Annotated in this window: 21 protein-coding genes and 1 pseudogene; 4 read left to right on the top strand and 18 right to left on the bottom strand. The window is 74.2% G+C overall.

Annotation, left to right across the window (positions count from 1 at the left end):
• Nucleotides 1-50 precede the first annotated feature (50 nt).
• The 5 genes from DVA86_RS07785 to DVA86_RS35225 all read right to left on the bottom strand — a co-directional run bounded on the left by DVA86_RS07785 (nt 51) and on the right by DVA86_RS35225 (nt 5,445).
• Entirely contained in the window at nt 51-1,265 is a 1,215-nt protein-coding gene (locus DVA86_RS07785; protein ID WP_208876863.1) for an acetyl-CoA C-acetyltransferase, read from the bottom strand.
• 96 nt (nt 1,266-1,361) lie between these two features.
• Nucleotides 1,362-2,504 (bottom strand): acyl-CoA dehydrogenase family protein, encoded by a 1,143-nt coding sequence (locus tag DVA86_RS07780; protein ID WP_208876862.1) that lies wholly within the window; start codon nt 2,502-2,504, stop codon nt 1,362-1,364.
• A gap of 1 nt (nt 2,505) precedes the next feature.
• Nucleotides 2,506-3,816: a CaiB/BaiF CoA transferase family protein gene (locus tag DVA86_RS07775; RefSeq protein WP_208876861.1), complete on the bottom strand. Its 1,311-nt coding sequence runs from the start codon at nt 3,814-3,816 to the stop codon at nt 2,506-2,508.
• Between the two features lie 442 nt (nt 3,817-4,258).
• Nucleotides 4,259-5,047: a class I SAM-dependent methyltransferase gene (locus tag DVA86_RS07770; protein ID WP_208876859.1), complete on the bottom strand. Its 789-nt coding sequence runs from the start codon at nt 5,045-5,047 to the stop codon at nt 4,259-4,261.
• Nucleotides 5,044-5,445: an MmcQ/YjbR family DNA-binding protein gene (locus DVA86_RS35225; protein ID WP_245997555.1), complete on the bottom strand. Its 402-nt coding sequence runs from the start codon at nt 5,443-5,445 to the stop codon at nt 5,044-5,046. Before DVA86_RS35225 ends, DVA86_RS07770 begins: the two co-directional genes overlap by 4 nt.
• A gap of 367 nt (nt 5,446-5,812) precedes the next feature.
• On the opposite strand from DVA86_RS35225, the gene DVA86_RS07760 reads away from it, so the two are divergent.
• Complete coding sequence (locus DVA86_RS07760; protein WP_245996394.1) at nt 5,813-6,967, top strand: sulfotransferase; 1,155 nt, start codon at nt 5,813-5,815, stop codon at nt 6,965-6,967.
• Here DVA86_RS07760 and DVA86_RS07755 read toward each other — a convergent pair.
• The 3 genes from DVA86_RS07755 to DVA86_RS07745 are packed head-to-tail and all read right to left on the bottom strand — an operon-like array spanning nt 6,964 to nt 9,946.
• Nucleotides 6,964-7,737, bottom strand: a complete 774-nt coding sequence (locus DVA86_RS07755; RefSeq protein WP_208876856.1) for an endonuclease V — start codon at nt 7,735-7,737, stop codon at nt 6,964-6,966. The genes DVA86_RS07760 and DVA86_RS07755 overlap by 4 nt on opposite strands.
• Complete coding sequence (locus tag DVA86_RS07750) at nt 7,734-8,579, bottom strand: arylamine N-acetyltransferase family protein (RefSeq protein ID WP_208876855.1); 846 nt, start codon at nt 8,577-8,579, stop codon at nt 7,734-7,736. The genes DVA86_RS07755 and DVA86_RS07750 overlap by 4 nt, the downstream gene beginning before the upstream one ends.
• A 29-nt stretch (nt 8,580-8,608) precedes the next feature.
• On the bottom strand, nt 8,609-9,946 hold the full coding sequence (locus DVA86_RS07745) for a GNAT family N-acetyltransferase (RefSeq protein WP_245996389.1): 1,338 nt from the start codon (nt 9,944-9,946) through the stop codon (nt 8,609-8,611).
• A gap of 184 nt (nt 9,947-10,130) precedes the next feature.
• Between DVA86_RS07745 and DVA86_RS07740 the strand changes: the two genes are divergently transcribed.
• Nucleotides 10,131-10,874 (top strand): SDR family oxidoreductase, encoded by a 744-nt coding sequence (locus DVA86_RS07740; protein ID WP_208876853.1) that lies wholly within the window; start codon nt 10,131-10,133, stop codon nt 10,872-10,874.
• Between the two features lie 229 nt (nt 10,875-11,103).
• Here the strand turns inward: DVA86_RS07740 and DVA86_RS07735 are convergent, their stop codons facing one another.
• The 4 genes from DVA86_RS07735 to DVA86_RS07720 are packed head-to-tail and all read right to left on the bottom strand — an operon-like array spanning nt 11,104 to nt 14,827.
• Nucleotides 11,104-12,306, bottom strand: a complete 1,203-nt coding sequence (locus tag DVA86_RS07735) for a WD40/YVTN/BNR-like repeat-containing protein (protein ID WP_245996388.1) — start codon at nt 12,304-12,306, stop codon at nt 11,104-11,106.
• A 42-nt stretch (nt 12,307-12,348) separates the two neighbouring features.
• Nucleotides 12,349-12,975 carry a hypothetical protein gene (locus tag DVA86_RS07730; protein WP_245996387.1) on the bottom strand — a complete coding sequence of 209 codons (627 nt, stop codon included), beginning with the start codon at nt 12,973-12,975 and terminating at the stop codon, nt 12,349-12,351.
• Nucleotides 12,972-13,982 (bottom strand): lysophospholipid acyltransferase family protein, encoded by a 1,011-nt coding sequence (locus DVA86_RS35220; RefSeq protein ID WP_245996386.1) that lies wholly within the window; start codon nt 13,980-13,982, stop codon nt 12,972-12,974. Before DVA86_RS35220 ends, DVA86_RS07730 begins: the two co-directional genes overlap by 4 nt.
• The gene (locus tag DVA86_RS07720; RefSeq protein ID WP_208876852.1) at nt 13,979-14,827 is read right to left on the bottom strand and encodes a GNAT family N-acetyltransferase; all 849 of its coding nucleotides are present in this window, start codon (nt 14,825-14,827) and stop codon (nt 13,979-13,981) included. Before DVA86_RS07720 ends, DVA86_RS35220 begins: the two co-directional genes overlap by 4 nt.
• A 267-nt stretch (nt 14,828-15,094) precedes the next feature.
• Here DVA86_RS07720 and DVA86_RS07715 point away from each other — a divergent pair, with 267 nt between their 5' ends.
• On the top strand, nt 15,095-15,520 hold the full coding sequence (locus tag DVA86_RS07715) for an OsmC family peroxiredoxin (protein ID WP_208876850.1): 426 nt from the start codon (nt 15,095-15,097) through the stop codon (nt 15,518-15,520).
• Between the two features lie 171 nt (nt 15,521-15,691).
• On the opposite strand, the gene DVA86_RS07710 is transcribed toward DVA86_RS07715, so the two are convergent.
• The 6 genes and pseudogenes from DVA86_RS07710 to DVA86_RS07685 all read right to left on the bottom strand — a co-directional run bounded on the left by DVA86_RS07710 (nt 15,692) and on the right by DVA86_RS07685 (nt 24,422).
• On the bottom strand, nt 15,692-16,744 hold the full coding sequence (locus tag DVA86_RS07710; protein ID WP_208876849.1) for a glycoside hydrolase family protein: 1,053 nt from the start codon (nt 16,742-16,744) through the stop codon (nt 15,692-15,694).
• 111 nt (nt 16,745-16,855) lie between these two features.
• Nucleotides 16,856-18,133 carry a TRAP transporter large permease subunit gene (locus tag DVA86_RS07705; RefSeq protein WP_208876848.1) on the bottom strand — a complete coding sequence of 426 codons (1,278 nt, stop codon included), beginning with the start codon at nt 18,131-18,133 and terminating at the stop codon, nt 16,856-16,858.
• Between the two features lie 174 nt (nt 18,134-18,307).
• Nucleotides 18,308-18,937 (bottom strand): annotated as a pseudogene (locus tag DVA86_RS07700) (hypothetical protein); the annotation flags it as partial.
• A 119-nt stretch (nt 18,938-19,056) separates the two neighbouring features.
• Nucleotides 19,057-21,303 (bottom strand): hydantoinase/oxoprolinase family protein, encoded by a 2,247-nt coding sequence (locus DVA86_RS07695; protein ID WP_208876847.1) that lies wholly within the window; start codon nt 21,301-21,303, stop codon nt 19,057-19,059.
• Between the two features lie 181 nt (nt 21,304-21,484).
• Nucleotides 21,485-23,113, bottom strand: a complete 1,629-nt coding sequence (locus DVA86_RS07690; protein WP_208876845.1) for an FAD-dependent oxidoreductase — start codon at nt 23,111-23,113, stop codon at nt 21,485-21,487.
• A gap of 133 nt (nt 23,114-23,246) precedes the next feature.
• The gene (locus DVA86_RS07685; protein WP_208876844.1) at nt 23,247-24,422 is read right to left on the bottom strand and encodes a LacI family DNA-binding transcriptional regulator; all 1,176 of its coding nucleotides are present in this window, start codon (nt 24,420-24,422) and stop codon (nt 23,247-23,249) included.
• Nucleotides 24,423-24,586: 164 nt separating this feature from the next.
• Here DVA86_RS07685 and DVA86_RS07680 point away from each other — a divergent pair, with 164 nt between their 5' ends.
• Nucleotides 24,587-25,453 carry an Fpg/Nei family DNA glycosylase gene (locus DVA86_RS07680; RefSeq protein WP_208876843.1) on the top strand — a complete coding sequence of 289 codons (867 nt, stop codon included), beginning with the start codon at nt 24,587-24,589 and terminating at the stop codon, nt 25,451-25,453.
• The last annotated feature ends 49 nt before the right edge of the window (nt 25,454-25,502 follow it).

Raw genomic sequence — 25,502 nt, 5'->3', positions numbered from 1 at the left:
CGGGCAGCGGTGTACGTGCCGGGCGGAATGCCGTTGCGTGGGGCGGGCGTTCAGAGCCGTTCGACGACGGTCGCGATGCCCATGCCGCCGCCGACGCACAGCGTGGCCAGGCCGTACCGCTGGTCGCGGCGCTCCAGTTCGTCGACGAGCGTGCCGAGGATCATCGCCCCGGTGGCGCCCAGCGGGTGGCCCATGGCGATGGCGCCGCCGTTGACGTTGACCTTCTCCAGCGGCAGGCCCATGTCCCGTACGAAACGGAGCACGACGGCCGCGAACGCCTCGTTGATCTCCACCAGGTCCATGTCGTCGATGGTCAGCCCGGCCTTGGCGAGCGCCTTGCGCGTGGCGGGCGCCGGGCCGGTGAGCATGATGGTGGGGTCGGCGCCGGAGACGGCGGCGGAGACGATACGGGCGCGGGGCCGCAGCCCGTAGCGGGTGCCGACCTCCTCGCTGCCGATCGCGACCAGCGCCGAACCGTCCACGATGCCGGACGAGTTGCCCGCGTGGTGCACGTGGTCGATCTCCTCCACCCAGTGGTACTTCTGCAGCGCCACCGCGTCGAAGCCGCCCAGTTCGCCGATGTCCGCGAAGGACGGCTTGAGCTTGGCCAGCGAGTCGGCGGTGGTGCCCGGACGGATGTGCTCGTCGCGGTCCAGCACGGTGAGCCCGCTGCGGTCGGTGACCGGCACGACGGAGCGGTCGAAGCGGCCGTCCTTCCAGGCCGCGGCGGCCCGCTCCTGGGACACGGCCGCGAACTCGTCCACGTCGCGGCGGCTGAAGCCCTCGATCGTGGCGATCAGGTCGGCGCCGATGCCCTGCGGCACGAAGCCGGTGTCGAAGCTGGTCATCGGGTCGTTGAACCAGGCGCCGCCGTCGCTGCCCAGCTTCACCCGCGACATCGACTCGACGCCGCCGGCCAGGATCAGGTCCTCCCAGCCGGAACGGACCTTCGCGGCGGCCAGGTTGACGGCCTCCAGGCCCGAGGCGCAGAAGCGGTTCTCCTGCACGCCCGCCACGGTGTCCGGGAGGCCCGCCGCGATGGCGGCGATCTTCGCGATGTCGGAGCCCTGGTCCCCGATCGGTCCGACGACGCCCAGCACGACGTCGTCGATGGCGGCCGGGTCCAGGCCAGGGTGCCGCCGGCGCAGCTCGTGGATCAGCCCGACGACGAGGTCGACGGGCTTGGTGCCGTGCAGGGCACCGTCGGGCTTGCCGCGCCCGCGCGGGGTGCGGATGGCGTCGTACACGTACGCTTCCGTGGTCACGTTCAGCAGCCTTTCGGGGAAACGGGCTTCAGGGGCTTGGTGGGTGGCGTGGCGGCCGTACGGGCGGGGGCCGTCGGGGCAGCCGCAGCCGAGGCGTCAGCCGAGCAGCGAGCGGCCGATGATCTCCTTCATGATCTCGGTGGTGCCGCCGTAGATCGTCTGTATGCGGCCGTCGGTGTAGGCGCGGGCGACGGCGTACTCGTTCATGTACCCGTAACCGCCGTGCAGTTGCAGGCACCTGTCCGCGACGCGCTTCTGCAGCTCGGTGGCCCACCACTTGGCCATCGAGGCGTGCACGGCGTCGAGTTCGCCGTTCGCGTGGTCGGTGATGCAGCGGTCCAGGAAGGTACGGGTGACGGCGCACTCGGTGGCCATCTCCGCGATCTCGAACCGGATGTGCTGGAGCCTGGCCAGCGGCCGCCCGAACGCCTCGCGCTCCTTCACGTACTCCGTGGTGATCTCCAGCAGATGCTCGGCGGACGCGATGCCGGCCACGGCGATGGCCATGCGCTCCTGGGCGAGGTTCGTCATCAGGTGCACGAAGGCGCCGTTGAGCTCGCCGAGCAAGTTCTCCTTGGGCACGCGCACGTCGTTGAAGAACAGCTCCGCCGTGTCCTGCGACTTCTGCCCGATCTTGTCGAGGTTGCGGCCGCGCTCGAAGCCCTCCATGCCGCGCTCGACGACCAGCAGGCTCAGGCCCTTGGAGCCGCCCTCGGGGGTGGTCTTGGCGACAACGACCACCAGGTCGGCGAGGATGCCGTTGGAGATGAACGTCTTGGACCCGTTCAGCACCCAGTGGTCGCCCCGGTCCTCGGCGCTCGTACGGATGCCCTGGAGGTCGGAGCCCGCGCCGGGCTCGGTCATGGCGATGGCGGTGATGGTCTCGCCCGAGCAGAAGCCGGGCAGCCAGCGCCGCTTCTGCTCGTCGGTGGCGAGCCCGGTGAGATACGGCCCGATGATGTCGTTGTGCAGCCCGATCGCCAGCCCGGACGCGCCCGCGCGGGCGAACTCCTCGGCGAGGACGGCGGCGTAGCGGAAGTCGGGCTCTCCCCCACCGCCGTACTCCTCGGGCACCGCCAGCCCCAGCAGCCCCTGGCGGCCCGCGGCCAGCCACGCGGCGCGGGAGACGATGCCGTCCTTCTCCCACTGCTCGTGGTGCGGCTCGACCTCCTTGGCGAGGAAGGTGCGCACGGTCTCGCGGAAGGCGTCGTGGTCCCCGGTGAAGATGTGGCGCTTCATGTCAGTCGGCTTCCTTCTCGGGAACGGGCGCTTTGGCGCGGCGGGCCGGCGACTGCGCGGTCTGGGAGGTCTGTGCGCTCTGGTCGCTCTGGTCGGTCTGTGGTGACTGCGCGGCCTGTTCGGCGGCACGGACCGCGGTGTGCACGAGCCCGGGAAGGTGCCAGTCCCGCGCGACCTCCGCCGTGTGCGCCCCGGGCCGGGCGGGCCCCGACCGCACGGCGCCGGGTGTGGCCGAGAAGCGCGGGGCGGGCGCGGGCTGCGTGATGCCGTCGTGCTCCACGAAGGTGCCGCGGGCGGCGAGTTGGGGGTGCTCCGGCGCCTCGCGCAGCGAGAGTACAGGCGCCACGCACGCGTCCGAGTCCGCGAAGACCCGCGCCCACTCGTCGCGCGTACGGGTGCGGAAGCGGGCCGCGATCGCCGCCCGCAGCTCGTCCCAGCGGCCCGGGTCCTCGCGGGGCGGCGGCGCGGCCCCGTCGTCCCCCAGCCCGAGCAGCCGCACGAACTCGGCGTAGAACCGCGGCTCCAGCGCCCCGACGGCCATGTGCCCGCCGTCGCTCGTCTCGTACGTGCCGTAGAACGGGCTGCCGCCGTCCAGCAGGTTGGCCTCGCGCCGGTCCTGCCAGACTCCGGCCGCGAGCATGCCGTGGATCATCGCGGACAGATGGCTCGTGCCGTCCACGATCGCCGCGTCCACGACCTGCCCGGCGCCGCCCTCGGCACGGGCGTGGTGCAGCGCGGCGAGCACGCCGATCACGAGGTAGAGCGAGCCGCCCGCGTAGTCGCCGAGCAGGTTGGCGGGCGCGTACGGCGGCCCGTCGGCCGGTCCGGCGAGGCCGAGGGCGCCGGTCACCGCGATGTAGCCGATGTCGTGCCCGGCGCGCGCGGCGAGCGGGCCGTCCTGGCCCCAGCCGGTCATCCGCCCGTAGACGAGCCGCGGGTTGCGGGCCAGGCACTCGTCCGGGCCGACGCCGAGCCGCTCGGCGACGCCGGGCCGGTACCCCTCCAGCAGCACGTCCGCGCGCTCGACGAGGTCCAGCACGGTGGCGGCGCCGTCCGCGGACTTGAGGTCGAGGACGATGGAACGCTTGTTGCGGTTGGTGACGTCGCACTCCGGGTCGATGCCGAGGCCGGGACCGCCGGGCCGGTCGACGCGTACGACGTCGGCGCCGAGATCGGCGAGGACCATCGCGGCGTACGGCCCGGGGCCGATCCCGGCGAGTTCCACCACCCGGACGCCGCCGAGCGGGCCGTGTGCTGCCGACGCCGTGCCGTGTCCGCGCGTGCGGTGCGGGCGCGGGTGTTCCGCTGTCATGGAGAGCCCCAGCCGTATGACACAAATGATGTAACACCAGTGATGCTAAGAACGTGTTCCACGTTCCACAAGCCCCACGGAACATCGGTGCGAACGGACTCGGCCAGGACCGGCGCGGTTTTACATGTCGCGCCCGCCCGCCATGGTCACCGGCTCGATGGCTTTCGTGTCGTCGTGTCGGCCCAACGGCGTGGTGCTGGTCTACAGCCCGTCGTGGATTCCGCCGGACCCTCGCCGCGGTGGCTTCGCGCCGTCGCGGCGGGAAGATTGGCGCGGGGCACGCCACATCCAGCCCGTCCGGCGATTGAGGACGGATCTCAGCCCGCCGCGGCGGGAAGACCGGCGCGGTGCGCCCCACATCCAGTCCGTGGGCGTTTGCCGCACGTACGTGAGGCGCGGGCGTACCCGGGACGTCGGGCGTACGGCGCGGTGCGGACGTACGTCAGCCGCGGGCGGCGCCGTCCGCGCCGTCCACGCCTGCGCGGCTGAACTCCGCCCGCCAGCGCCGCACTTCGGGCTGTTCCGGATCGCGGACCTCCTCGACGCGCACCGCACGCAGCCCGTCCGCCGCGAACGCGTCGATGTCGGCGCGCGTGAGCGGCCACGGCGGCCCCTCGTCCGGCTCGTCCCCCGGCTCCCCCGCGAACGCGATGACCAGCAGTGTCCCGCCCGGCGCGACCAGGTCCCGTACGCGCGCGACGGCCTGCCGCCGGTACGCCACGGGCAGCGCCTGCACCGTCTGGCTCTCGAACACGAACGGGAACGCACGGTGCCACTCGGGCGGCGGGTCCAGCAGGTCGGCCGTACGGTAGTGCACCGCCGAGTCCGGGAAACGGCGCTCCGCCTCCCGTACGGCGGTGGGTGCCACGTCGAAGGCGACGGTGTCGTAGCCGAGCCCGGCGATGAACTCGGCGTCGTCACCGAGCCCGGCGCCGATGACGAGGGCGCGGGGCTCCCGGCCCGACTCGGGGGCGGCCGGCGTGCGGTCGGCCGCGCCGCCCGCGGCACGGCGGCGCGCCCATTCCGTGAGCAGCGCGTGCGGCGCCCCCCGGTCCCACGGGACCTCGGCCTCGCCGTGCGCCGCCGCGGCGTACAACCGCTCGAACCAGCCGGTGGGCGAGGCGCCGTCCACCGCGGACTCCGCCGCGAGCCGGCGACTCACCTCGTCCGCGTCCACCGCGTCCACAGCGTCCACCGCGTGCTCCTGCTCCGGGTCGGGCGCGCCGCTCATTCCGGCCCCCGGTCCGCCGCGCCCGGACCCCCGCCCGGACGCTCGTCGAGCTCCGCGACCAGCCGCTTCGGGGCCACGACGCGGTAGCTCTCCTCCACCCAGTCGCAGAGCAGCTCGGCGTCCGGCGCGCCGTCCCGCTCCAGCGGCAGGGAGACCCAGCCCGACCTGCCGAGCCCGTACCCGGCCGGGGTGGCTCCGGGGAAGGACATCGCGTGCTCGTGCGCCTCGGGGTTCTTCAGCTTGACGGTGATCCCGACCGGGTAGCTGCCGTCGTCGGTGCCGAGGAACACGAAGATCTTCTTGTGCACCTTGGCCACGGCGTCGTCGCCCCAGGGGAACTCCTCGACCGCGCCCGGCAGGCGCAGCGCGAACGCGCGGGCCCGTGCGCGGGCCCGCAGCGCCGCCTCCGGCGGCGGTGGAGGGTCCTGCTGCGTCGTCACGCTGCCAGCGTACGGGCGCCCGTACGGTCGCGCGCGGCCGTATGCGGAGACCGCCCCCAGCCCGCCCGGCGTTTGAGGACAGCCCCGGCCACGGCCTACGTGCGCCGGGCCAGGCACGGCGACCCGGCACCGGTAGTGGCCGGTCCCCCGTCCGTCCTCAAGCGCCGGACGGGCTTGATTTCGCGCCCGTACGTGCCACGCAACAGCCGCATGGCCGGGTCGGGTACGGTCACCGCTGGCGAACGAACCGTACGCGCCCGCCGCACACCGGTGGCGGGCGCCGAGCGGTGGACGGCAAGTGGCGAGCGGCGAGTGGAGTGAGTGCGTGGACGTGCGGCCCCTGACCTTTGTCGTCGGTACCGGACGCAGCGGCTCGACCGCGCTGTCCCGCATCCTCAACCTGCATCCCGACGTGCTGAGCCTGAACGAGATGTTCGCCTCGCTCGGCGAGAGCGCGCTGCCCGGCGAGCCCGTGTCCGGCGAGGAGTTCTGGCAGGTGCTGGCCGGGCCCAACCGGTTCTTCGACGGGCTCACCCGCAGCGGCGTCCCGCTCCCCGAGTTCCTCTACAACCGTCTGGACGGCGGCCGTTACTCCGCGGACACCACCGGCATCCCCGCGCTCTGCCTGATGGTGCTGCCGCATCTGGTGGCCGGGAACGCGCGGGAGACGGACACGGACGGCGGCAACACGGAAGACGCGGAAGCGGCGGGGGCGGACGCGGCGCGCGTCGACCCGGCCGAGGTGGACGCGGCGCTCGACGCGCTGGAGCCGGCGGTCCGCGGGCTGCCGCGGCGGCCCGCCGGGCAGCAGTACGAGGCGCTGTTCGGCCTGCTCAGCGCGCGCTTCGGGGGCGGACACGCCGTGGTCGAGCGCTCCGGGTACTCGCTGCAGGCGGTGCCGAAGCTGCGCCGGGTGTTCCCGCACGCGCGGTTCGTGCACCTCTTCCGGGACGGCCCGGACTGCGCCGTGTCGATGAGCCGCCACATCGGCTACCGCTCGATCGCGGTGCTCCGCGAGATCTTCCGGCGCACCGGCGTCAGCGCGCTCACGGAGCTGACACCTGACCTCGTGAGCACGCTGCCGCACGACCTGAGCGAGGTACTCGGCGAACGCTTCGACCCGGCGCTGCTCCTCGAACGGCCCATGCCCGTCACCGACTTCGGCGCCCTCTGGTCCGAACTGGTCACGGAGGGCGAGAAGTCCCTCGACGGCCTGCCGCCGGACCGGCGCGCCGGACTGTCGTACGAGGGCCTACTCGACACGCCGCGCGAGGAGCTGGCCCGGCTGGCGGTGTTCGCCGGGGTGGAGCCGTACCCGGTGTGGCTGGAGCGCGGCGCGGCGCTCCTCGACGGCGCCCGGCGCGGCGCCGCGCTGCGGCTGCCGCGGGCGGAGCTGGCCGAGCTGCGGGAACGCTGCGCGCCGGGCATGCGGGCGCTGGGGCTGGAACCGGCGGCGGACGGCACGGGCGTACGCCCCTAGGGTCTGCCGGTGGCCGCGGCGCGTCCCTCTTCGCCGGGTGACCTGCTCTCGCCGGTCTGCCGGGTCGCGGCCTCCCGCAGTGCCTCCCGGCACAGCGCGTCGGCGCGCCGCGTGGTCTCCGGCAGCCGGTAGCGGCGCGCCAGCGACAGCGTGTGCGCGCAGGCGGAGTCGAGGCTGACGCGGTGCCCGACGGACACGAACACCGGCCGTACGCCCTCCCGCGTGCGCAGCGCGCGCCCGACCTCCTCGGTGCCGTCCAGCAGCGGCGCGCTGTCGCCGCGCGCCGCGCCGACCGGCCCGTGCCGGAAGACGAACGGCGTCTTCGCCACGCCGACGGTCGCCAGGCCCGTCAGCACGCCCAGATGGCTGGCGAGGCCGAAGCGGCGCGGGTGCGCGAGCCCGTAGCCGTCGCACACCACCAGGTCGGGGACGCGCCCGAGGCGTTCCAACGCGTCCAGCACGGCGGGCAGTTCACGGAAGGCGAGCAGGCCGGGCACGTACGGGAAGGGCACGCGGGCGTACGCGGTGGCCCGTGCGACGACCTCGTGCGTACCGCCGTCCAGTGCGACGGCCGCGGCGGCCACCACGTCGTGCGTGTCGTCGTAGGCGACGTCGACCCCGGCGAGTACCGTGCCCGGCGTGCCGGGCGCGGGGGCCCGGTCGGCGAGTTCGACACGCGGGCGCAACTGCTCCTGTACCGCCCGCGCTTCGGCCTCAGTCGCGGGCCACGCCGCGCCACGCGCGTCCGACGTGTGCGCGCTGCCGCTCATGTGCCGGCGTTCCCGGGCGTGCCGTCCGCCCCGCCGGCCACGTCCGTCTCGTCCACCATGCGCGGCGAGCGGTCCACGACACGCGGCTCGCGGTCCAGCTCCAGCCCGAACAGGTCACGGTACGTGTCCAGCACCTCGTCCGCGGCCAACTCCCGCTCCGTACGCGCCCCCTGGGCGCTCGTCGTCACCAGGTTGCGGCCGCTGAGGGTGAGCCGCCCGCCGTCCTCGGCCAGCCGGGAGCACACCAGGGAGCCGGTGAAGTGCGAGCGGGGCGACGTGCGGTTGTACCAGCTGCCGACCTCGAAGTCGGCGAGCTCGCGCGGGCGGCGCTCCAGCCGGTACTCCAGCTTGCCGTTCATCAGCACGTCCAGGTCGTCGTCCTCGGTGGGCACGATCCGGAACACGCCGCCGGGGTCCGTCTGTTCGCCGCTGTCGTCCAGGCTCAGCGGATACTCGCTGTGCTTGCCGAAGCCGACGTCGGCCAGCCACCTCGAGCCGTCCGCCGCCTCGACGCGCAGCGCCAGGTGGCTGTACGGGACGGTGGGCCGCTTCCCCTCGTACGGCCGCGCGGCCAACAGCGACACGCCGTAGCCGAGTTCGCGCAGCAGGGCGCCGAACGCGCCGTTGAGCTCGTAGCAGAAGCCGCCGCGCCGCGCGTCCACGATCTTGGCGAGGATGAGCTTCTCGTCCAGCACGATGTCCTCGCCGAGATGGATCGAGAGGTTCTCGAAGGGCACGGCGATCAGATGCCTGCGGTGCAGCTCACGGAGCCCGGCCGGATCCGCGGCGGCCGGGCGGCCGGCACCGATACGGCGCAGGTACGCGTCAACAGGGGTGTCCATGGCTCCAGTATCCGCCGCCGCCCCGCCCGTCAGAAACCGTCCAGGGTGTGCGGCAGCTGCTCAGTGGCCAGGGCGGCGTCCAGCCGGGCCGCCGCGCTCGGGGTGTGCTCGGTGACCAGTCCGGCCTGCACCATCCGCCGCAGCTCGGCGCCGCCCAGATAACAGGCGCCCAGCTCGCGGATGCCGAGGGTGAGATCGGCGGGGCGTTCGGGGCCGGCGGGGCCGGCGGGGCCCACGGCGTCGACAGGGTCCCCGGGGCGGTACGACACGCCGCCGTCCGGTCCCGCGGTCAGCCGGAAGCGGCCCGTCCCGCCCGGGAACACGGTGTCCGAGACCTCCAGCACCACGTCCACCGGCGCCGCCCAGGACCGCGCGGCGAACGCGGCCTCCGGGTCCAGCAGCCGCAGCCGCAGCGCCGGGCACTCCTCGGTGACGCGGACCTGGTCCCGGTCCGCGGCCATCAGCAGGAGCGGGTCGTCCAGCGGGCGGTCGCCGGCGCGGACGGTGCCGGTCAGGTCGATCGACGCGAGGTACCGCCAGAGCGCGGCGGCCGCCTCGGGCGTGTCGGCCTCGAGCTCGTCCACCCGGACAAGTCCGGCCGCCCGCCCCTCTCCGGGCCCCTCGCTCCGGGTCCGGTACACGGCGTAACCGGCCGGGACGCGGTCGCCGCCGGTGCCGCCGGTGATTTCGGCAGCGCCCGTGTCTTCCGTGTCGCCCGTGCCGCCGCCGAGGACCACGACGCGGGGCGGGCTCAGCTCCTCGTCGTCCTCGTCCTTCTCCGGCAGCACCTCGTCCTTCCACCACGTGTCGTCCCGGGCGATCCGGCCCGCCCGTACGGCACGGCGCGCCGCGTGCAGCGGGCCGAGCACCGCGGGCGCGTCCGCCGGGTCGACCAGCCTCAGCGGGCGCTCGTCGGGCGCGACACGCAGGGCGAGCGGGCGGGTGGAGTCGATCTCCACCGCGTACGCGCGGGTCGCCGTGCCGAAGCCGAAGCGGCCGTAGATGGCGTCCTGCGACGCCCAGAGCACGGAGACCGGCTGCCCGTTCGCCGCACAGCGCCGCCACATCTCGTCGAGCAGCCCCGTCAGCACACCGCGCCTGCGGTGTGTCGGGGCGACCGACACGAACGACAGGCCCGCGGCGGGCAGTTCGCCCCCGGGCACGGACAGCCGGAACGGGAACGCGGCGGCCAGCCCGACCAGCCGCTCGCCCTCGTACGCGCCGACGCGCTCGCAGCGCAGCAGGGCGTCCCGGTGCTGCTTGCGCTGCTTCTCGTCGGCCTCGTCGTGGAAGACGAGATAGGCGTGGTCCAGGGCACGGTCCAGGTGCGCCTCAGGCAGGGTGCGGAAATCCACGGTGGTCGTCACGTCTCGACGCTAACCGGACAGTGGGGAACGGGCATCCGATTAAGGCCACGGCCGCGCGTACGGGCATCGCGCCGGGCGGGGGGACGCGCCGTAACGCCCTGTCCGAAACGCGCCAGCCTTCCGCGACACGCCCAGCGAGGATCGGGTCATGTCAGAGAACCCGCTACGAACAGGGACGAACACGATGATTTCTCCGCTCGACGGCAAGGTGGCACTCGTGACCGGCGGCAGCCGGGGCATCGGCGCGGCCGTGGCACTGCGGCTCGCCGAGGACGGCGCCGACGTCGCCCTCACCTACCGGCAGGACGGCGAGCGCGCCGAGCAGGTCGTGGCCCGCGTCAAGGCGGCGGGGCGCCGGGCGCGCGCGGTACGCGCGGACTTCGCGGACGCGGCGGACGTACGGGCCGCGGTGGCGGACACGGTCGGTGCGTTCGGACGGCTCGACATCCTGGTCAACAACGCCGGCGTCGGCCGCCTCGGGCCGATCGGCGAACTGCCCCTGGAGGACGTCGACCAGGTGCTCGCCGTCAACGTGCGCGGCGCCTACCTCGCCGCGCAGGCCGCCTCGGAACACCTCGCGGAGGGCGGCCGTATCGTCCACATCGGCAGCTGCATCACGGAACGCGTCCCGTTCCCCGGCGGCACGCTCTACGCGACCAGCAAGGCCGCGCTGACCGGCCTGTCCAAGGCGCTCGCCCGCGAACTCGGCCCGCGCGACATCACCTCGAACGTGGTGCAGCCCGGCCCGACCGACACGGACATGAATCCGGCGGACGGCCCCAACTCGGCCGCCCAGCACGGCTTCACCGCGCTCGGACGCTTCGCGGAACCGGGCGAGATCGCCGCGACGGTGGCGCACCTCGCGGGGGGCGCGGGGGCGTACATCACGGGCGCGTCGATAGCGGTGGACGGCGGGCACGCCGCGTAGGCCCTCCGGGCGGGCGCCGCCACGACCGGCGGCTTCGGATGCCGCCGCGCCAACCTTCTCGCCGCGACGGCGCGAAGCCATCGCGGGGAGGGTCCGGCGGCATCCGCGACGGGTTGTAGAGCGGCACGCGGCCGCTGGCCGATACGGATGCCGGTGGCACACCAGAGACACGGCCCTCAACCCGGAACACCCGGGCCGAGGGCCGTCCTCAAACGCCGGACGGGCTGGATCAAGGCTTGAGTTGGAGGCGTGCGATGCGGCCCTTTTCGCCCGAGGCCCAGCAGCCGAAGTCCGGCGCGCAGTCCACCGTGTCGTACGAACCCGCGTCCACCGTGCGCCAGTTGCGCCCGCCGTCGAGGGTCACGTCGGTGCCCGTCGGGCCGACGGCCAGTGCGGCGTTACGGGTGTGGGGCAGCCAGGCGGCGCCCGAGCGGTACTCGGGGACCGGGCGGGTGCTCTCCGCCCAGTTCCTGCCCGCGTCGCGGGTCACCGCCGAGGCGTGCGGGGACTGTTCGCCGGGGCGGAAGTCGCCGCCGACGGCCAGCCCGTGCCGCGTGTCGCGGAACGCGAGGCCGAACACGCCGCGTTCCGGCGCGCCCGCCGGGACCGGCGCGTCGGTGGCCGTCCAGTTCCGGCCGCGGTCGTCCGAGTGCAGGACGCGCGCCGTGCCGGCGCCGCCCGTCGCCATCCACACGTCGCGGCTGCCGCTGCTGACCAGGCACTGCCCGCTGGCGGCGAAGTTGGCCTCGCCCTTCTGCGCGGGCGGCATGCCGTCGTCCGGGAGTACGTCCCAGTGGCGGCCGCCGTCGTCGGTCGACAGGATGCGGAACTTCCCGTTCACCGGATCGCTGACCGCCAGCCCGTGGCGGCGGTCGAAGAAGGTCAGGCAGTTGAAGAAGGCTTCTGGCGTGTCGTTGCGGAAGGTCTCCGTCCAGGACGCGCCCGCGTCGTCCGTACGGAACACCCGCGACTCCTCGCCCGGCCCGATGGCCAGGACGACGGCGCCGCGCGCGCCGAACGCCTCGATGTCGCGGAACTCCAACTCCCCCGCCCCGGGCGGCGACACGTCCCGCCAGTCCCGGCCGCCGTCGCGGGTCAGCAGGACGGTCCCGCCGCTGCCGGCCACCCATGCCGTCGACCGGCTGACCGCGTCGAGGCCGCGGAACCGCGCGTCCGTGCCGCTGTCCTTGAGCGACCAGCCGATGCCGCCCAGGCCCCCGGCCGCCAACTCCCGCTGCGCCTGCGGCCCCTGCGCCCGCGCCCCTTGCTCCCCGCGCGCCTGTTGCACCTGCGCCTGCGCCTGGCCCGCGCCGAGCGCGGCGGCCAGCGCCGCGCCGCAGAGCCCGGCCGACACCACTCGCCGCAGAGCGCCCGTACGCGCCGTCCCCAGCCCCGCCAACCCCGTGCGCCGCTTGTTCCCCTTGGCCCTCATGGACAGGGAACCTAGCCCATGGCGGCCCCGGCGTCAGCCGCGTCAGCTGCCTTCGGGGGCGATCTGCTCGGCCAGGACGACGGCCAGGAAACCGATGCCGAGTACGGCCGTCGCCAGCCGGGTACGGCCGCGGCGGCTGAGCACGATGGCGGTGCCGGACAGTATGAGCGCGATGCCGTAGAGGCCGACGGTCAGCAGCGAGGGCGCGTTGCCGAGCCGTACGACGAGCACCACGCCGACGACGACCATGACGACGCCGGAGGTCACCATGCGGATCCGGCGCGCCTGACGGGGCGTCATGCCGGGGCGCGGCTCCGGCTGGAGTTCGCCGGCGTCCTCGCCGTCGTACGCGTCCTCGTCCTCGTCGTCGTCCAGGTCCGCGTCCCGGTCGCCGTCGTAGCCGGCGTCGGCGGCCTCGTCCGGGTCCGCGTCGGGGTCCGGGTCAGCCTCCGGGTCCAGGTCGGCGTGCGTGTCCAGCTCGGATTCCCGGTCGCGGTCCGCGTCGGGTCTGCCGGCCGCCTCTTCCGCCGCCGTACGCACGGCCGCCGGCTTCGTCGCCCCCGGCTTCGCGGCGGCCCTGGTCGCCGCCGCGCCTGCCCTCCGTACGCCCCCGTCAGAGTCCCGGTCTGCCTCCGCGCCGTCGACTTCTCCGTCTTCGAGTGCCGTCATCGGCGTTCCTCACCTTCATCCCCCGAGCACGAGCCGTAGTCCGGGAGGTTACCGGCCGCCGCCACCGCGCGTGCCGCCGCCCCGGCGAGCGCGCGCCTGTCGGCGTACGCGCCGGGCGCGAGCGGCGGCAGCACGGTGATCTCGGCCAACACCCCCCGCGCGGCGGCCACTCGGCGCAACGAGGCGAGCAGCGTGTCGTCCCCGACGAAGGCCGTGACGGCGGTGACGGCGGCCGGACCGGTGACGGCCGACCGGCCTCCGTACGAGTCGGTGTGCGAGTCCGCGTACGAGACTCCGTACGGGTCGGCGGCCGCGTCCGGCGCACCCGGTGCCACCCGCCGTCCGCGCGGCACCAGCCGGTAGCGCACCACCACCGGCTGCACCGGCACCCCGGCGTCGTACGCCGCCTGGAACACGGCGCGCCGGAACGCGCCGTGCCGGCGCCCGCACCAGGTGCTGCCCTCCGGGAACGCCACGACCGCCGACCCCGCGCGCAGCGCGGCGGCGATACGGGCGACGGCGTCCGGCAGCGTGCGCAGCCGCGCCCGGTCGATGAACAGCGTGCCCCCGCGCCGGGCGAGCCGCCCGAGCACGGGGTACGCGGCGACCTCGCTCTTGGCCAGCATGCGGCCCGGCCGTACGGCGGCGAGCAGCGGTACGTCCAGCCACGACGTGTGGTTGGCGACCACCAGCACGGGGCCCTCGGCCGGTACGGCGCCACTGATCCGCACGCGTACGCCGAGGGCCCGGACCACGGCGCGCGACCAGGCGCGTATCGGGCGGTCGCCGCGTACGAGACGGCACAGCGCGACTCCGAGCAGCAGCACGCACACCAGCGCGGCCCAGCGCGCGTACCGGCGCGGCCGCCCCACGGTGGGCGCGGAGCGGGGCAGGCAGCGCCGGGTGGTACAGGTGGCCGCAGGCATCCAGGCGTGCGCGTCGGCCTGTACGCCCGCGGGAACCCCGGCGGGCACTCCGGCGGACACGCTCGCGGACACGGCGCTCACGCCGGTACGAGGGAGAGGAAGTGCCGCAGATAGCGCGGGTTGGTGTCGCGCAGGGAGAGCAGCACGTACAGGTCGGCGACGTGGAAGTCCGGGTCGTACGCGGGCGGTCCGCACACCTTCGCGCCGAGCCGCAGGTAGCCGCGGAGCAGCGGCGGGAGGGCGTTGCGGGCAGCACCACCGGACGCGGCACCGGACGCGGCAGCGGCACCGGACGCGCCCGCACCGGACGTATCCGGGCCCGAGGCCGGACCAGAAGGCGTTTCCGGCGCGTGCCACGGCAGCCTGGGCGCCACGCGGTGCTCGGGCGGCGCGAGATGCCGCTGCGTCACCGTCCGGCAGACGTCCGCCGCGTACGCGCCGCCGTCGGCGAGGGGCAGGGAGCAGCAGCCGGCCAGCCAGTTGTGGCCGCTGCGGGTGAGGTAGGCGGCGATGCCCGCCCACATGAGGGCGATGACGGCGCCGTCCCGGTGCGCGGGGTGCACGCACGAGCGGCCGACCTCCACCAGGTCGGAGCGGAGCGCGGCCTGCGCGCTGAGGTCGAACTCGCTGTCGGCGTAGAGCCGTCCGGCGACCCGGGCGCGTTCGGGCGGCAGCAGCCGGTACGTGCCGACGACCTCGCCGGTGGCGCGTTCGCGGACGAGGAGGTGGTCGCAGTACGCGTCGAACGCGTCGATGTCGTGGCCGGGTTCGGTGGTGGTGAGCCGGGCGCCCATCTCGGGGGCGAAGACGTCGTGGCGGAGCCGCTGGGCGGCGCGTACCTCGGTCTCGTCGACGGCGAGCGAGACGGTGTACGGGGTGGGGGCGGGGACGGATGCGGCGGGCGCGGGAGCGGAAATCACTGTCATGTCTTGTTCTTGACCGCACAGACTTGACTTGACATGACCGCGCAGGATCGGCGGGATGTGGGGCTTCTGAACAGGTCGCCCCGGCGGCCTGACCGCCGCGTGCCCGCGCGCGCTCCCCGCGGAACGGGGCGCGCTCGACGCGCGCGCTCCCCCGCGTACCGGCGCGTAGCGCCGTCCCCGCGCTTCGCGGCGCGTCATGCCGTGCGAGACGGCGCCGGGAGCGGGAGGATCGGAGGTGCAATCCGTTCATACGCAGGAGGGATCCGCATGGCCACCACACGTACGGCGCACACGGTATGGCGCGGGAATCTGATGGAGGGGTCGGGCACCGTCTCCTTCGACTCGTCCGGCATCGGCGACCAGGCCGTGTCCTGGCCCGCCCGCTCGGCCGAGCCGAACGGGAAGACCAGCCCCGAGGAGCTGATCGCCGCCGCACACTCCAGCTGCTTCTCCATGGCCCTGTCCAACGGACTCAACAGTTCGGGGACCCCGCCGACGCGGCTCACGACGCAGGCCGAGGTGACGTTCCAGCCCGGCACGGGCATCACCGGCATCCACCTCACGGTGGAGGGTGAGGTCCCCGGCCTGGACGAGGGCGCGTTCGCGTCCGCCGCGGCCGACGCGAAGGCGAACTGCCCGGTGAGCCAGGCCCTTTCGGGCACCTCGATCACGCTGTCCGCCAAGCTGGCCTGAGCCGCCGGTCCCGCGGGCCCGCCGCCGCGCCCCGGCCGCACGTGTGCGTACGCGTACGCACGCCTGCGTGCGGTCCGGGGCGCGGCGGCGCCGTACGCCCTCCTGAGCGCCGGCGCCCCGCGCGCCACGCGCCGCCCCGCGCGCCACGCGCGGCCCTGAGCGAACGCGCCCCTACTCGCGGGCGCGCGCGACCGCGATGCGGCCGCCGAGCCGGTCCCCCGCCTCGTAGATCATGTACTCCTTGCCCCGGTCCGTGCCGAACGTCGGTGCCGCGGCCCGCCCGTTGTCCGGCGCGCCCTGCATCGGCTTGTGGAAGACGCCGAGGTGCTTCCGCTTGCTGAAGTCGTTGCCCAGCTCGGTGATGAGGATGTTGCCGCCGCTCTCCTTGTCCGTGTGGTACACGACGTAGGTGCTGCCGTTGCGGTGCAGCAGATGCCCACCGCTGATGTTGACCGCGCCGACGTCGGAGTGCCGGACCAGCGGCTCCTCCGGGAAGGTCCAGTCACGGCCGTCCGCGGACCAGCCCCAGCCGATGTCGCGGTGGCCGTTGCGGTTGACCATGAAGGTCATGACGTAGTGGGCGCCGCGCGCGGGCAGTCGGTGCTTGAACGCCCGGGCGTACGAGGTCTCGGTGGCGCCCGGCTGATCGTCGGTGGTGAGCACCACCTTGTCGTACGTGAACTGGATGCCGTCCTTCGAACGCGCCAGCCGCGTCGTGTTGTTCTCGCCGTGGAAGTACAGCCACAGCTCGCGCTCGCCCTCGTGCCACATCACGTGCGGAGAGGAGACGTGCGAGACGCTGTAGTGCGGCTGCCAGTCCCGCTTGACCAGCGGGTTGCCCTCGTACTCGGTGAACGGGCCCTCCAGCGAGTCGCCGTAGGCGAGGCAGATGCCGCCCGGCGCGTCGTGCGGGGCGTAGTAGAGGTAGTAGCGGCCGAGGGGGTTGTCGAGGCGGTCGTACACGCCGCGTATGCAGGGGAAGATGATCTCGCCGGTGGGGTTGTAGTCCAGGTCGCCGGGGCTGAGGAGCGTGTCCAGGTAGGCGTAGTCGGGGAAGCCCCCGGGCGCCGCGTGCGCGGGCGCCGCTGCGGTGCCGACGACGCCGCCCGCGGCGAGCACGGCGGGTACGGCAGCGGCGGCACGCAGCAGGGTGCGGCGCTGCAACGGGGCGTGGTGCCGGGGGTCCTGGCCGGATGCGGTCGGCGTCTGGTGCGGTTCTGGCATGGCGGTCTCCGTTCGGTGAATCGGGAAGGTCGGACTGCGAACCGTGAACTGTGAACCGTGAACCGTGAACTGACTGAAAATGGACGAGGATTGAAGGCCCGGGGGCGGGACTCAGAGGTAGAGCGCGGCGGTGACGCACAGTCCGCCGAGCGCGACACACCAGACGTACGGCAGCGTCCGCACCATCACCTGCTGCGGCGACACGCCCGAGTACTGCGCGCTCCACACCGTCTGCGTGCTGGTCGGGTCGGCGACGCCGAGCACCTGGTTGTACGAGGTGGTGAGGCCGAGTACGGCCATGGCGGGGTAGATGCCGGTGGCGATCAGGACACCGGCGATGCCGGCGCCGAGACCGAACACGTTGAGCGGGCCGCGGTACAGGCAGAGCGGCACCAGCACCGTGAACAGCAGCACGAACAGCACCTGGTTCTGCGGGCTGACGGACTCCACCAGCGGCTCCAGCGCGTCGACGGCGCCTGGCAGTTGTACGGCGGTGAGCAGCACGCCGATCGCGATGAACAGGGCGATCGGGGCGGCGGCGACGTCGAACGCGGCGTAGAGCGTACGCAGCAGGCGGGCGTTCATCTCGCGCGGGCGTGTCGTGGTGAACAGCGCGTACAACACGCCGGCGAGCATGGACGGGATGATCGCCAGCTCGAAGCCGAGCGCGAGGATCATCGGCACGGCGGGCGTGAGCAGCGCGTACCAGGGCGCGTCGCCGAGCCGCCGCGAGCGGCTGGCCCGCTTCTCCGGCGACCTGAGCGACCAGGTGTGCTCGACGCCCCTGCGGCGCGACTCGACGAGCACGAACAGCACCGCGAAGAAGAGGGCGAAGGGGAACAGCTTCAGCATGAACCCCCGGACCGTCGGCACCGGCAGGTCCAGCGCGGTGGAGAAGAACTGCCACACCGGCAGCTCGAACGGCATGCCCGCCGCGATGCCCATCAGGATCGTGCCCGCTGCCGTGATCTTGGGGATGCCCACGGCGATCATCGCGGGGATGCCGATGATTCCGGCCAGCATGGCGGCCGGTGCCGAGCCGGTGACCGTGCCGACGAGGAGCGACACGCCCAGTACGCCGAGCGCGACGATCGTGGGGCGGTCACCGCCGAACTCCACGATCTTCCGCACCAGGGTGCTCGCGATGCCCGTCTCGTCCAGCAGCTTGCCCAGCCAGGAACCCAGCAGGATCGCGACCATGGTGGACGCCAGCATCACGGCGCCCTCCTGGAGGACGCTGTCCATGAGGCTGTTCTTGCCGGTCAACGGCGCGTCCGCGACCACCGCGACGGCCACCCCGAGCAGCACCAGGGCGAACGCGGTGGGCAGTTTGCGGCTGAGCATGGCGGCGACGCCGACCGCCATGATCACCAGGATGACGATGCCCATCAGGGCTCACCCCTCTCTCGGGTCTGGCCGGTTGTGTCTGGTCGTGTCGTTCCGTACGGGCGCGGGTTCGGTCCCGGCCACTGGTGCGGTCCCGGCCACGGGTCCGGTCCCGGCCACGGGTGCGGTCCCGGCCACGGGTGCGGTCCCGGCCACGGGTGCGGTCCCGGGTACGAGCGGCAGTGCGCGGCTCAGCGCAGCGGTCAGCAGCAGCGGGCTGCGCCCGAGGCCGCAGACGGCGCGCGCGTAGCTGTGCGCGGCGAGTTCGTCGGCCCCGGCGACGTGCCCGGCGAACCGGAACCGCCCCACGCGCAGCACGGTGTGGTCCAACGCCCGCCGCAGCGCTGCCTTTTCGGCCCGCTCGTGCAGGCGGCAGTGCGCCTCCTCGTGGGCGAGGGCGGCGGCGCGTACGGAGCCCGCCGGGTACCAGTCGCGCCAGCCGAGCGCGTCGATCAGCTCCTCTGCGTACGCGAGCGTGTCGACGTACAGCTCGACGGCGGGCGGCCGGGAGGTGTAGCGCGCAAGCAGCAGCCGCTCGGGGTCCAGCCCTCCGGCGCGCTCCACGACGCGCGGCCCGCCGCCGTGCACCCCGTGCGCTCCGGGCGTGTCCGCCGTGCCCTCCCCGGCCGCGTTGCCGTATGCCCCGGTGGCGAGGCGTGTCCCGAACTCCTCGGCCGCGTACGCCCATCGGTCCAGCAGCGCCGGATCGCGCCCCTCGTGGGTGGGCGTAGCGGCCAGCAGCCGTACGGCGAACTCCCGGTCGTCCAGCGCGGCCAGCCGCCCGCAGTCCGCGCGCAGCGCCCGCAGCTCCGTGCCGCCGCGGCCCGCACCGCCCGTACGCCCGTCGCCGCGGCCCGTTCCGCCGCGGCCCGTTCCGCCGGAGGTGCCGCCCGTACGCCCGTGTGCGGCCCGGCGCGCCACGGCCGTCACGTCCGCACCTCCACGACGGCCACCACCGGATCGTCCGCGTGCCGCGCCCGCAGCTCGCTGCGGGCGAGCGCGAGCAGCGGCTGCGCCTCCAGCACGCCCGACAGGTCCGCGATGCGGGAGCCGAGGAGCAGCCGCAGGGCCGGGGCCCGTACGCCGCCGTCGCCGTACGAGGTGGACTCCCGTACGAGGCGCGCCAGTTGCTCAGGTGCCTGCGCGACGGTCGTCGTCTCGATCCGCGCGTCCGGGGCGTGCAGCCGTACGACGCCGTCCGCGTCCACGACCCGTACCGGGTGCCGGGTGCCGCGCAGGAAGCGGCGCCGCGACTCGGTGCCGTACACGGTGTGCGCGTCCGTCTCGGCGAGCACCCGCACCGCGTCCGGTTCGGCCTTGAGGCTGGCGGCCGCCGTACGCAACCGCTCGCCCGCGTCGGCGCGGTGCGCGCGGTCCTGCGTACGGAGTTCGGTCGCGCCGGTGGCGACCGCCCGTACGGTGCTCGTCTGCGGGTCGACGGTGACCTCCACCTCGACCCCCGAAGCCTCCGCGCCCTGCGCGACGACGGCGCTTTCCGCCTCGTTCCGTACGCCGAGGATCTGCTCCTGCGTGGCGCCGGGGATGATCCGCTCGATCTGCTCGCGCACGAGCGCCAGCGCCACGCCGATGGGGCTGATCACCTCGGCGTGTTCGGCGATACGGCCCTCCAGCCCGCTGCCCGCGGCCAGATGCGGGGTGACCGCGGCGGCGCCGCCTCCGCCGCCGACCAGCACGACGGCGTCGCGGTCGAGCCGGTAGTCGCGGATCATCGTGTCGACGACTTCCCGTACGGGCGCGGCGCCCGCGTCCAGCACCTGCGCGGCGGCCCCGGCGACGTCCGTGCCGAGCTCGGCCGCGAGCGGTTCGAGCGCGGCGCGGGCCACGGCGGGGTCGCAGCGGGCGAAGTCGCCCTCGCGGACGCGGCCGAGTGCGTTGGCGGCGCAGGTCATGGTGAGCGCGTACCGGCCGCCGGCGGCGTCCAGCACGGCGTGGTCCGGCGGGTCGCCCTCCATCGGGCTGACGGTCACCAGCCGGGCGTCGCGCAGGTCTTCGAGCGTGGCGAAGCAGGCGTACGGCAGCCCGGCGATGTGCGCGCTGCGCGGCCCGACGGCGGTGACCCTGCGGCCCCCGCTTCCGCCCCCGCTCCCCTTGCCGACACCTTTGCCGAGGGTCAGGCCGCCCTTCCCGGGCCCCTTGCCGAGACCCTTGCCGAGCCCGGCGCCGACTCCCTTGCCCCCGCTGCCGATCCGCACCATCGAGCCGCCGCCGACGCCCACCGTCCGTACGTCCAGCGCCGACAGGTACGAGCCCTTGCCGAGCACCGTGGCGTGCCGTACGGCGACCTTGCCGCGCCGGATCACGCTGATGTCGGTGGAGGTGCCGCCGGTCTCCAGGAACACGCCCTCGCTGACCCGTTCCTGCATCAGCGCGCCCGCGACGCCCGCCGCGGGCCCGGACAGCACGGTCAGCAGCGGGCGGCGGCGCATCTCGTCCAGGGACATCACGCCGCCGTCGCAGCGCATCACCATCAGCGGCGCGGTCACGCCCGCCTTGGTGATGGACGAGTCCACCAGGTCGGCGGTGGCCAGCATCTTCGGCAGGATCGCGGCGTTGACGGCGGCGGTACGGGTGCGCTTGTGCAGGCCGTAGAGCGACGTGATCTCGTGCGCGGCGGTCGTCGGCATGCCGTACGGGCGCGCCGCCGCGACCACCTCCTGCTCGCCCTCGGCGAGGTCCACGCTGAACGGCTCGCTGGCGACGAGGACTTCGGCGCCGCGCCCGCGCAGCTCCTCCACGGCGGCCCGTACGCGGGCGGCGTCGGAGGGGTCGTCGACGTGGGCATAGTGCAGCGGGAACCGCTTGCCGGGCGTGAGCTGGAGCCGGCCGAGCGCGGCCAGCCGCCGGGTGAGCGCGGCGCCCGGGCCGGTGCCGATGCCGACGAGTCCGACGGTGGCGACGTCGCCTTCGAGCAGCGCGTTGGTGGCCTGCGTGGTGCCGTGCGCAAGGAAGGCGACCTCCTCCGGGGCGCAGCCGACCTGTGCCAGCAGCCGGTCGAGCGCGTCGACGATGCCGTGCGCGACGCCGTCCTCGTGGTGGTGGCTGGTGGGCACCTTGACCTGGCCGAGCAGGCCGAGGGTCGAGGCGTCGACGGCCACGGCGTCGGTGAAGGTCCCGCCCACGTCGATGCCGACGCGGACGCGTGGAGAGTTCATGCTCGTGCACCTCTTCGTGTCGTCTCGGATACGGGTCGTGCTGCGCACTTCTCTTCGCCGCGTCCGTACGGCGGCGCTCCGGCGGGCGGCTCCTGGGCGGGCGATTGCTCTGCGGGCGACGGCGGCGCGGCGGGCAACGGCGCGGCCGAGCGCCGCGGGGGCGCGCCGTCGCCTACGGCCGCTAGTAGCCCCGTACGTCGGGCCAGTGCCGCTGCACCCCCTCCCGGTCCAGCAGCCGCGCGAACTCCGCGAAGCGCTTGTCCTCGGCCTGCACCTGCCGCGGTTCGACCGCCTCGTCCAGGCAGTGCGCGGCGAGCGCGCCGGCGACCTCGCCGAGGTTCCACTCGACGGGGTGCAGCCGGAAGCAGCCGTTGGTGATGTGCGTGGTGCCGATGTTCTTGGCGGCGGGCAGCAGGTTCCGCACACGGCGCGGTACGAGCGCGCCGAGCGGGATCTCGAACGGCACGGAGCCGATGTCGACGTAGTTGTCGCCGCCCGTGGAGGGGTGCAGGTCGATGCGGTAGCTGCCGACGCCGACCGCGTCCCGGTGCCGGGTTCCGCCGTACGGCCCCACCAGGTCGATCGCCACGTCCTGTTCGGTGACGGTGGTGACCGCCCGGATACGGCGCGACTCGCGCACGTACGGCGCCTTCGCCAGCCCGTCCGGCGTACCGGTGACATCGGGCCGCAGCGCCAGCCCGGGGAAGCCGGTGCCGCCGTCGGCGCGGGGCGCCTCGGTCTGCAGCCAGTACAGGACGGAACGCGACAGCTCCCGCGCCCCGTCGAGCGCGGCACGCGCGGTCTCCTCACCGGCTCCGGCGAAGGGCGTCAGCCAGTAGTCGTTCAACGGCCAGTTGACGAGGGTGATGTCGGAGCCGAACGCGCCCGGCCGGTGCAGCTTGCGCGCGAGGATGCGGCGGAAGCCCCACAGCTCCTTGTCCCCGGCGTCGGCGCTCTGGTCGGCGGCCACGTCCAGCGGATCCAGTTCGGGGTTGGGCACGAAGGTCCGCGGTACGGGCTCCAGGCTGCGCGGGTCGGGCGCGAGGAAACCGAGGAGCGGGCCGGGCCAGAAGGCGGGGCGGTACTCGCGCCAGAAGCCGTAGTCGGCAGGCCGGTCGATGGTGTGGTCCTCACCCTGGTGGTGCGAGAGGGCGAAACAGACGGTGATGCCCTGCTGGTTGAGCGGGTCGGCGCGCTCGGGGGCGTGCGGCTCGCCGTGTTCGGCGCGCGCCTCGGCGCCGTTGACGTGCTCCACGCCGGCGAGTTCGAGGAGTTCGCCGGTCTCGGTGGCGTCGAGTACGTAGCGGGCGGCGACGGCGTGCCGGTCCCCCGTACGTGTGTCCTCCAGCGTGACCGCGCGTACGACATCGTTGTCGGACTCGGCCTGCACGGCCCGGTGTTCGGTGAGCAGCGTGAGCCTGCCGGACGCGCGGTGCGGCGCGAGCATCGCCTCCAGCACGGCGAGGGCGACGCGCGGCTCGTGGCACAGCTTGCTCACGCGGCCCGCGCCCGGGTTGAGTTCGCGCTGCGCCAGCGCCTCGGACCGCAGCGGATACCACTGCCGGTAGTAACCCCGTATGCCCTCCCGCAGCGCGCGGTACGTCGCCGTGGTGCCGAACTGCTCCACCCACGGGTGCTCGTCCGGCGGCACCGCCTGCGACGTGAGCTGACCGCCGATCCAGTCCGTCTCCTCGGTCAGGACGGCCCGGCGGCCCGCCCGGCACACGGCCAGGGCGGCGGCCACGCCGCCCAGGCCGCCGCCCACGATGAGGACGTCGGTCTCGGCCGGAACGGCTGTCGGATGGGGCATGTACGTCTCCTTCTGCGGTCTGTGTTCTGTCGTTCTCTGGTCTGCGGGAGGTCCGTGGTCTGCGGAGGTCTGTGGTCTGGGGGGTGTCGGCCGTACGTGGGCGTGCGGGTCGGCCAGCGACGGCGGCGGCGCGTCAGCCGCCGTCCGGTGCCGCGCCCGGCGCCGCTTCCGGTGCCGTCTCCGGTGCCGTCTCCGGTGCCGTCTCCGGCGGCGGACCGGCCGTGGCACCGGCCCGGAACGCGCAGGGCACCAGCGGCCCGGGTACGGCAGGCCCCGGTACGGCACCGGAGGCCCCCTGTTCCGGCTCCTCGCCCGCCATCACGGACACCAGGAGCCGTACGGCCGTGGCCCCCAACTCCGTACGCGGCACGTCGAACCCGGTGGGCACGGGCTCCGCCCCGAGGTCCGCGGGCGGCGCCCCGAGCAGCGCCAGCGAGAGGTCGCGCGGCGCCTCCAGGCCCGCCGCCCCGACCGCGCCGAACAGCGCACGCCAGGCGCCGCCCGTGTCGGTCTCCTCCGCGACGAACGCCGTGACCCCGGCCGCGCGCCACGCCCGTACGCGTTCCGCCGTGATCTCCGCGGCGGGCTCCGCCGTACGGGCCACCGTCTCGGGGCCGCCGGGCAGTCCGGCGCGCTCCAGGCCGAGCAGGAAGCCGCGTTCGCGGTCGGTGGAGGCGGGCGCGTCGTCGTCCTCGCGCACCAGCACGATGCGGCGGTGCCCGGCCTCGGCGAGATGGCGTACGACGTCGGCGCTGGCCGACACGTAGTCGGCACCGACCCAGGCCAGGCCCTCCAGCTCGTCGCGGCGGCCGATGTGCACCGCCGGATAGCCGTCCTGGACGAGGCGGCGCAGCTCGCGGGCGGGTATGTGCCGCCCGAGGAACAGGCAGCCGTCGGCCAGCCGCACCCGGTCCAGCGCCTCGGGCGTGGTGGCGGCGGGCCCGTGCGCGCTGGAGCCGGTGAACAGCACCAGGTCGTAGCCCTGCGCGGCGGCCTCCTGCTCGACGCCGGCGAGCAGCGGGTAGTACGAGTGCCGCTCGTCGGTGGGGAAGGTCGCGGTGAAGCTGAAGACGCCGAGCAGGCTGTTGCGGGCGGCGGCGAGGCTGCGGGCGGCCGGGTCGGGGACGTAGCCGAGTGAGCGCGCCGCCTCCAGCACCCGTACGCGGGTGGCCTCCTGGATGACGATGCCCTGCTTGTTGCCGCCGAGTACCAGCGACACCGTCGTCTGGGACACGCCGGCCTCCCGCGCCACGTCTGCCTGCCGGGGGCGCCCCCGGCGGGGGGCCTGCGGACCGCGCTTGCTGCTCATCGGCACCTTTCGGCTCGTTCCGGTTCCTCATTACTAATACGCATTAGTTTTACGGCGGCTGGAGCAGCACTGGAGTAATGCGGATTAGCGGACACCCTGAGGGCGGGCACGGCCCGCCGTCAAGGGGTGTGACAGGACGCTTTTCAGCCAGCAGACTGGGGAGCATGCCCGAACTGCCGGAAGTCGAGGCCCTCCGCGCGTTCCTGGCCGGCCGGCTCGACGGCCGGCGGATCGCGCGCGTACAGCCCGTGGCCATCAGCGTCCTCAAGACCTACGAACCGCCCCTGGACTCGCTCGAAGGACGCGCCTTCACCGGCGTGTCCCGTTACGGCAAGTTCCTCGCCCTCGAGGCCGGCGAACTGCAGCTCGTGACCCATCTCGCGCGGGCCGGCTGGCTGCGCTGGCAGGACAGCCTGCCGTCCACGCCGCCCCGGCCCGGCAAGGGCCCGCTCGCGCTGCGGCTGCGGCTGGCGGAGCCGGAGGGCGCCGGGTTCGATCTGACCGAGGCGGGCACGCAGAAGCGGCTCGCGGTGTATGTCGTACGCGACCCGCACGACGTACCCGGCATCGCGCGGCTCGGCCCCGATCCGCTCGGCGACGGCTTTTCGGCGGAGCTGTTCCGCGGCCTGCTGCGCGGCGAGCGGCGCCGTCTGAAGGGCGTGCTACGGGACCAGCGGGTGATCGCCGGGATCGGCAACGCGTACTCGGACGAGATCCTGCACGCCGCCCGCATGTCCCCGTTCAAGATCGCGGACACGCTCTCGGAGGAGCAGGCCGACGCGCTGTACGAGGCGGTGGGAACGACGCTGCGCGATGCCGTCGAGCGCTCGCACGGGGTGGCCGCCGGGCGGCTGAAGGCCGAGAAGAAGAGCGGGCTGCGGGTGCACGGGCGTACGGGTGAGGCGTGTCCCGTCTGCGGGGACACGGTGCGTGAAGTGTCGTTCAGCGACTCGTCGTTGCAGTACTGCCCGACGTGTCAGACCGGGGGCAAGCCGCTTGCGGATCGGCGCTTGTCGCGCCTCCTGAAGTGACGGGCTCTTGAGCCCGTCCGGCGTTCGCCGACAGCCCAGTCCCGCCCCT

The organism is Streptomyces armeniacus (assembly GCF_003355155.1).
Classification (GTDB): domain Bacteria; phylum Actinomycetota; class Actinomycetes; order Streptomycetales; family Streptomycetaceae; genus Streptomyces; species Streptomyces armeniacus.
The sequence above is the reverse complement of the archived record's forward strand: the minus strand, read 5'-3'. Positions and strand labels throughout refer to the sequence as shown.

Coding starts and splice junctions, on each gene's coding strand:
- DVA86_RS07780 (WP_208876862.1), bottom strand. CDS start 2,504: ATGAAGCGCCACATCTTCACCGGGGACCACGACGCCTTCCGCGAGACC.
- DVA86_RS07775 (WP_208876861.1), bottom strand. CDS start 3,816: ATGACAGCGGAACACCCGCGCCCGCACCGCACGCGCGGACACGGCACG.
- DVA86_RS07770 (WP_208876859.1), bottom strand. CDS start 5,047: ATGAGCGGCGCGCCCGACCCGGAGCAGGAGCACGCGGTGGACGCTGTG.
- DVA86_RS07755 (WP_208876856.1), bottom strand. CDS start 7,737: ATGAGCGGCAGCGCGCACACGTCGGACGCGCGTGGCGCGGCGTGGCCC.
- DVA86_RS07750 (WP_208876855.1), bottom strand. CDS start 8,579: ATGGACACCCCTGTTGACGCGTACCTGCGCCGTATCGGTGCCGGCCGC.
- DVA86_RS07740 (WP_208876853.1), top strand. CDS start 10,131: ATGATTTCTCCGCTCGACGGCAAGGTGGCACTCGTGACCGGCGGCAGC.
- DVA86_RS07735 (WP_245996388.1), bottom strand. CDS start 12,306: ATGAGGGCCAAGGGGAACAAGCGGCGCACGGGGTTGGCGGGGCTGGGG.
- DVA86_RS07730 (WP_245996387.1), bottom strand. CDS start 12,975: ATGACGGCACTCGAAGACGGAGAAGTCGACGGCGCGGAGGCAGACCGG.
- DVA86_RS07720 (WP_208876852.1), bottom strand. CDS start 14,827: ATGACAGTGATTTCCGCTCCCGCGCCCGCCGCATCCGTCCCCGCCCCC.
- DVA86_RS07715 (WP_208876850.1), top strand. CDS start 15,095: ATGGCCACCACACGTACGGCGCACACGGTATGGCGCGGGAATCTGATG.
- DVA86_RS07710 (WP_208876849.1), bottom strand. CDS start 16,744: ATGCCAGAACCGCACCAGACGCCGACCGCATCCGGCCAGGACCCCCGG.
- DVA86_RS07705 (WP_208876848.1), bottom strand. CDS start 18,133: ATGGGCATCGTCATCCTGGTGATCATGGCGGTCGGCGTCGCCGCCATG.
- DVA86_RS07695 (WP_208876847.1), bottom strand. CDS start 21,303: ATGAACTCTCCACGCGTCCGCGTCGGCATCGACGTGGGCGGGACCTTC.
- DVA86_RS07690 (WP_208876845.1), bottom strand. CDS start 23,113: ATGCCCCATCCGACAGCCGTTCCGGCCGAGACCGACGTCCTCATCGTG.
- DVA86_RS07685 (WP_208876844.1), bottom strand. CDS start 24,422: ATGAGCAGCAAGCGCGGTCCGCAGGCCCCCCGCCGGGGGCGCCCCCGG.
- DVA86_RS07680 (WP_208876843.1), top strand. CDS start 24,587: ATGCCCGAACTGCCGGAAGTCGAGGCCCTCCGCGCGTTCCTGGCCGGC.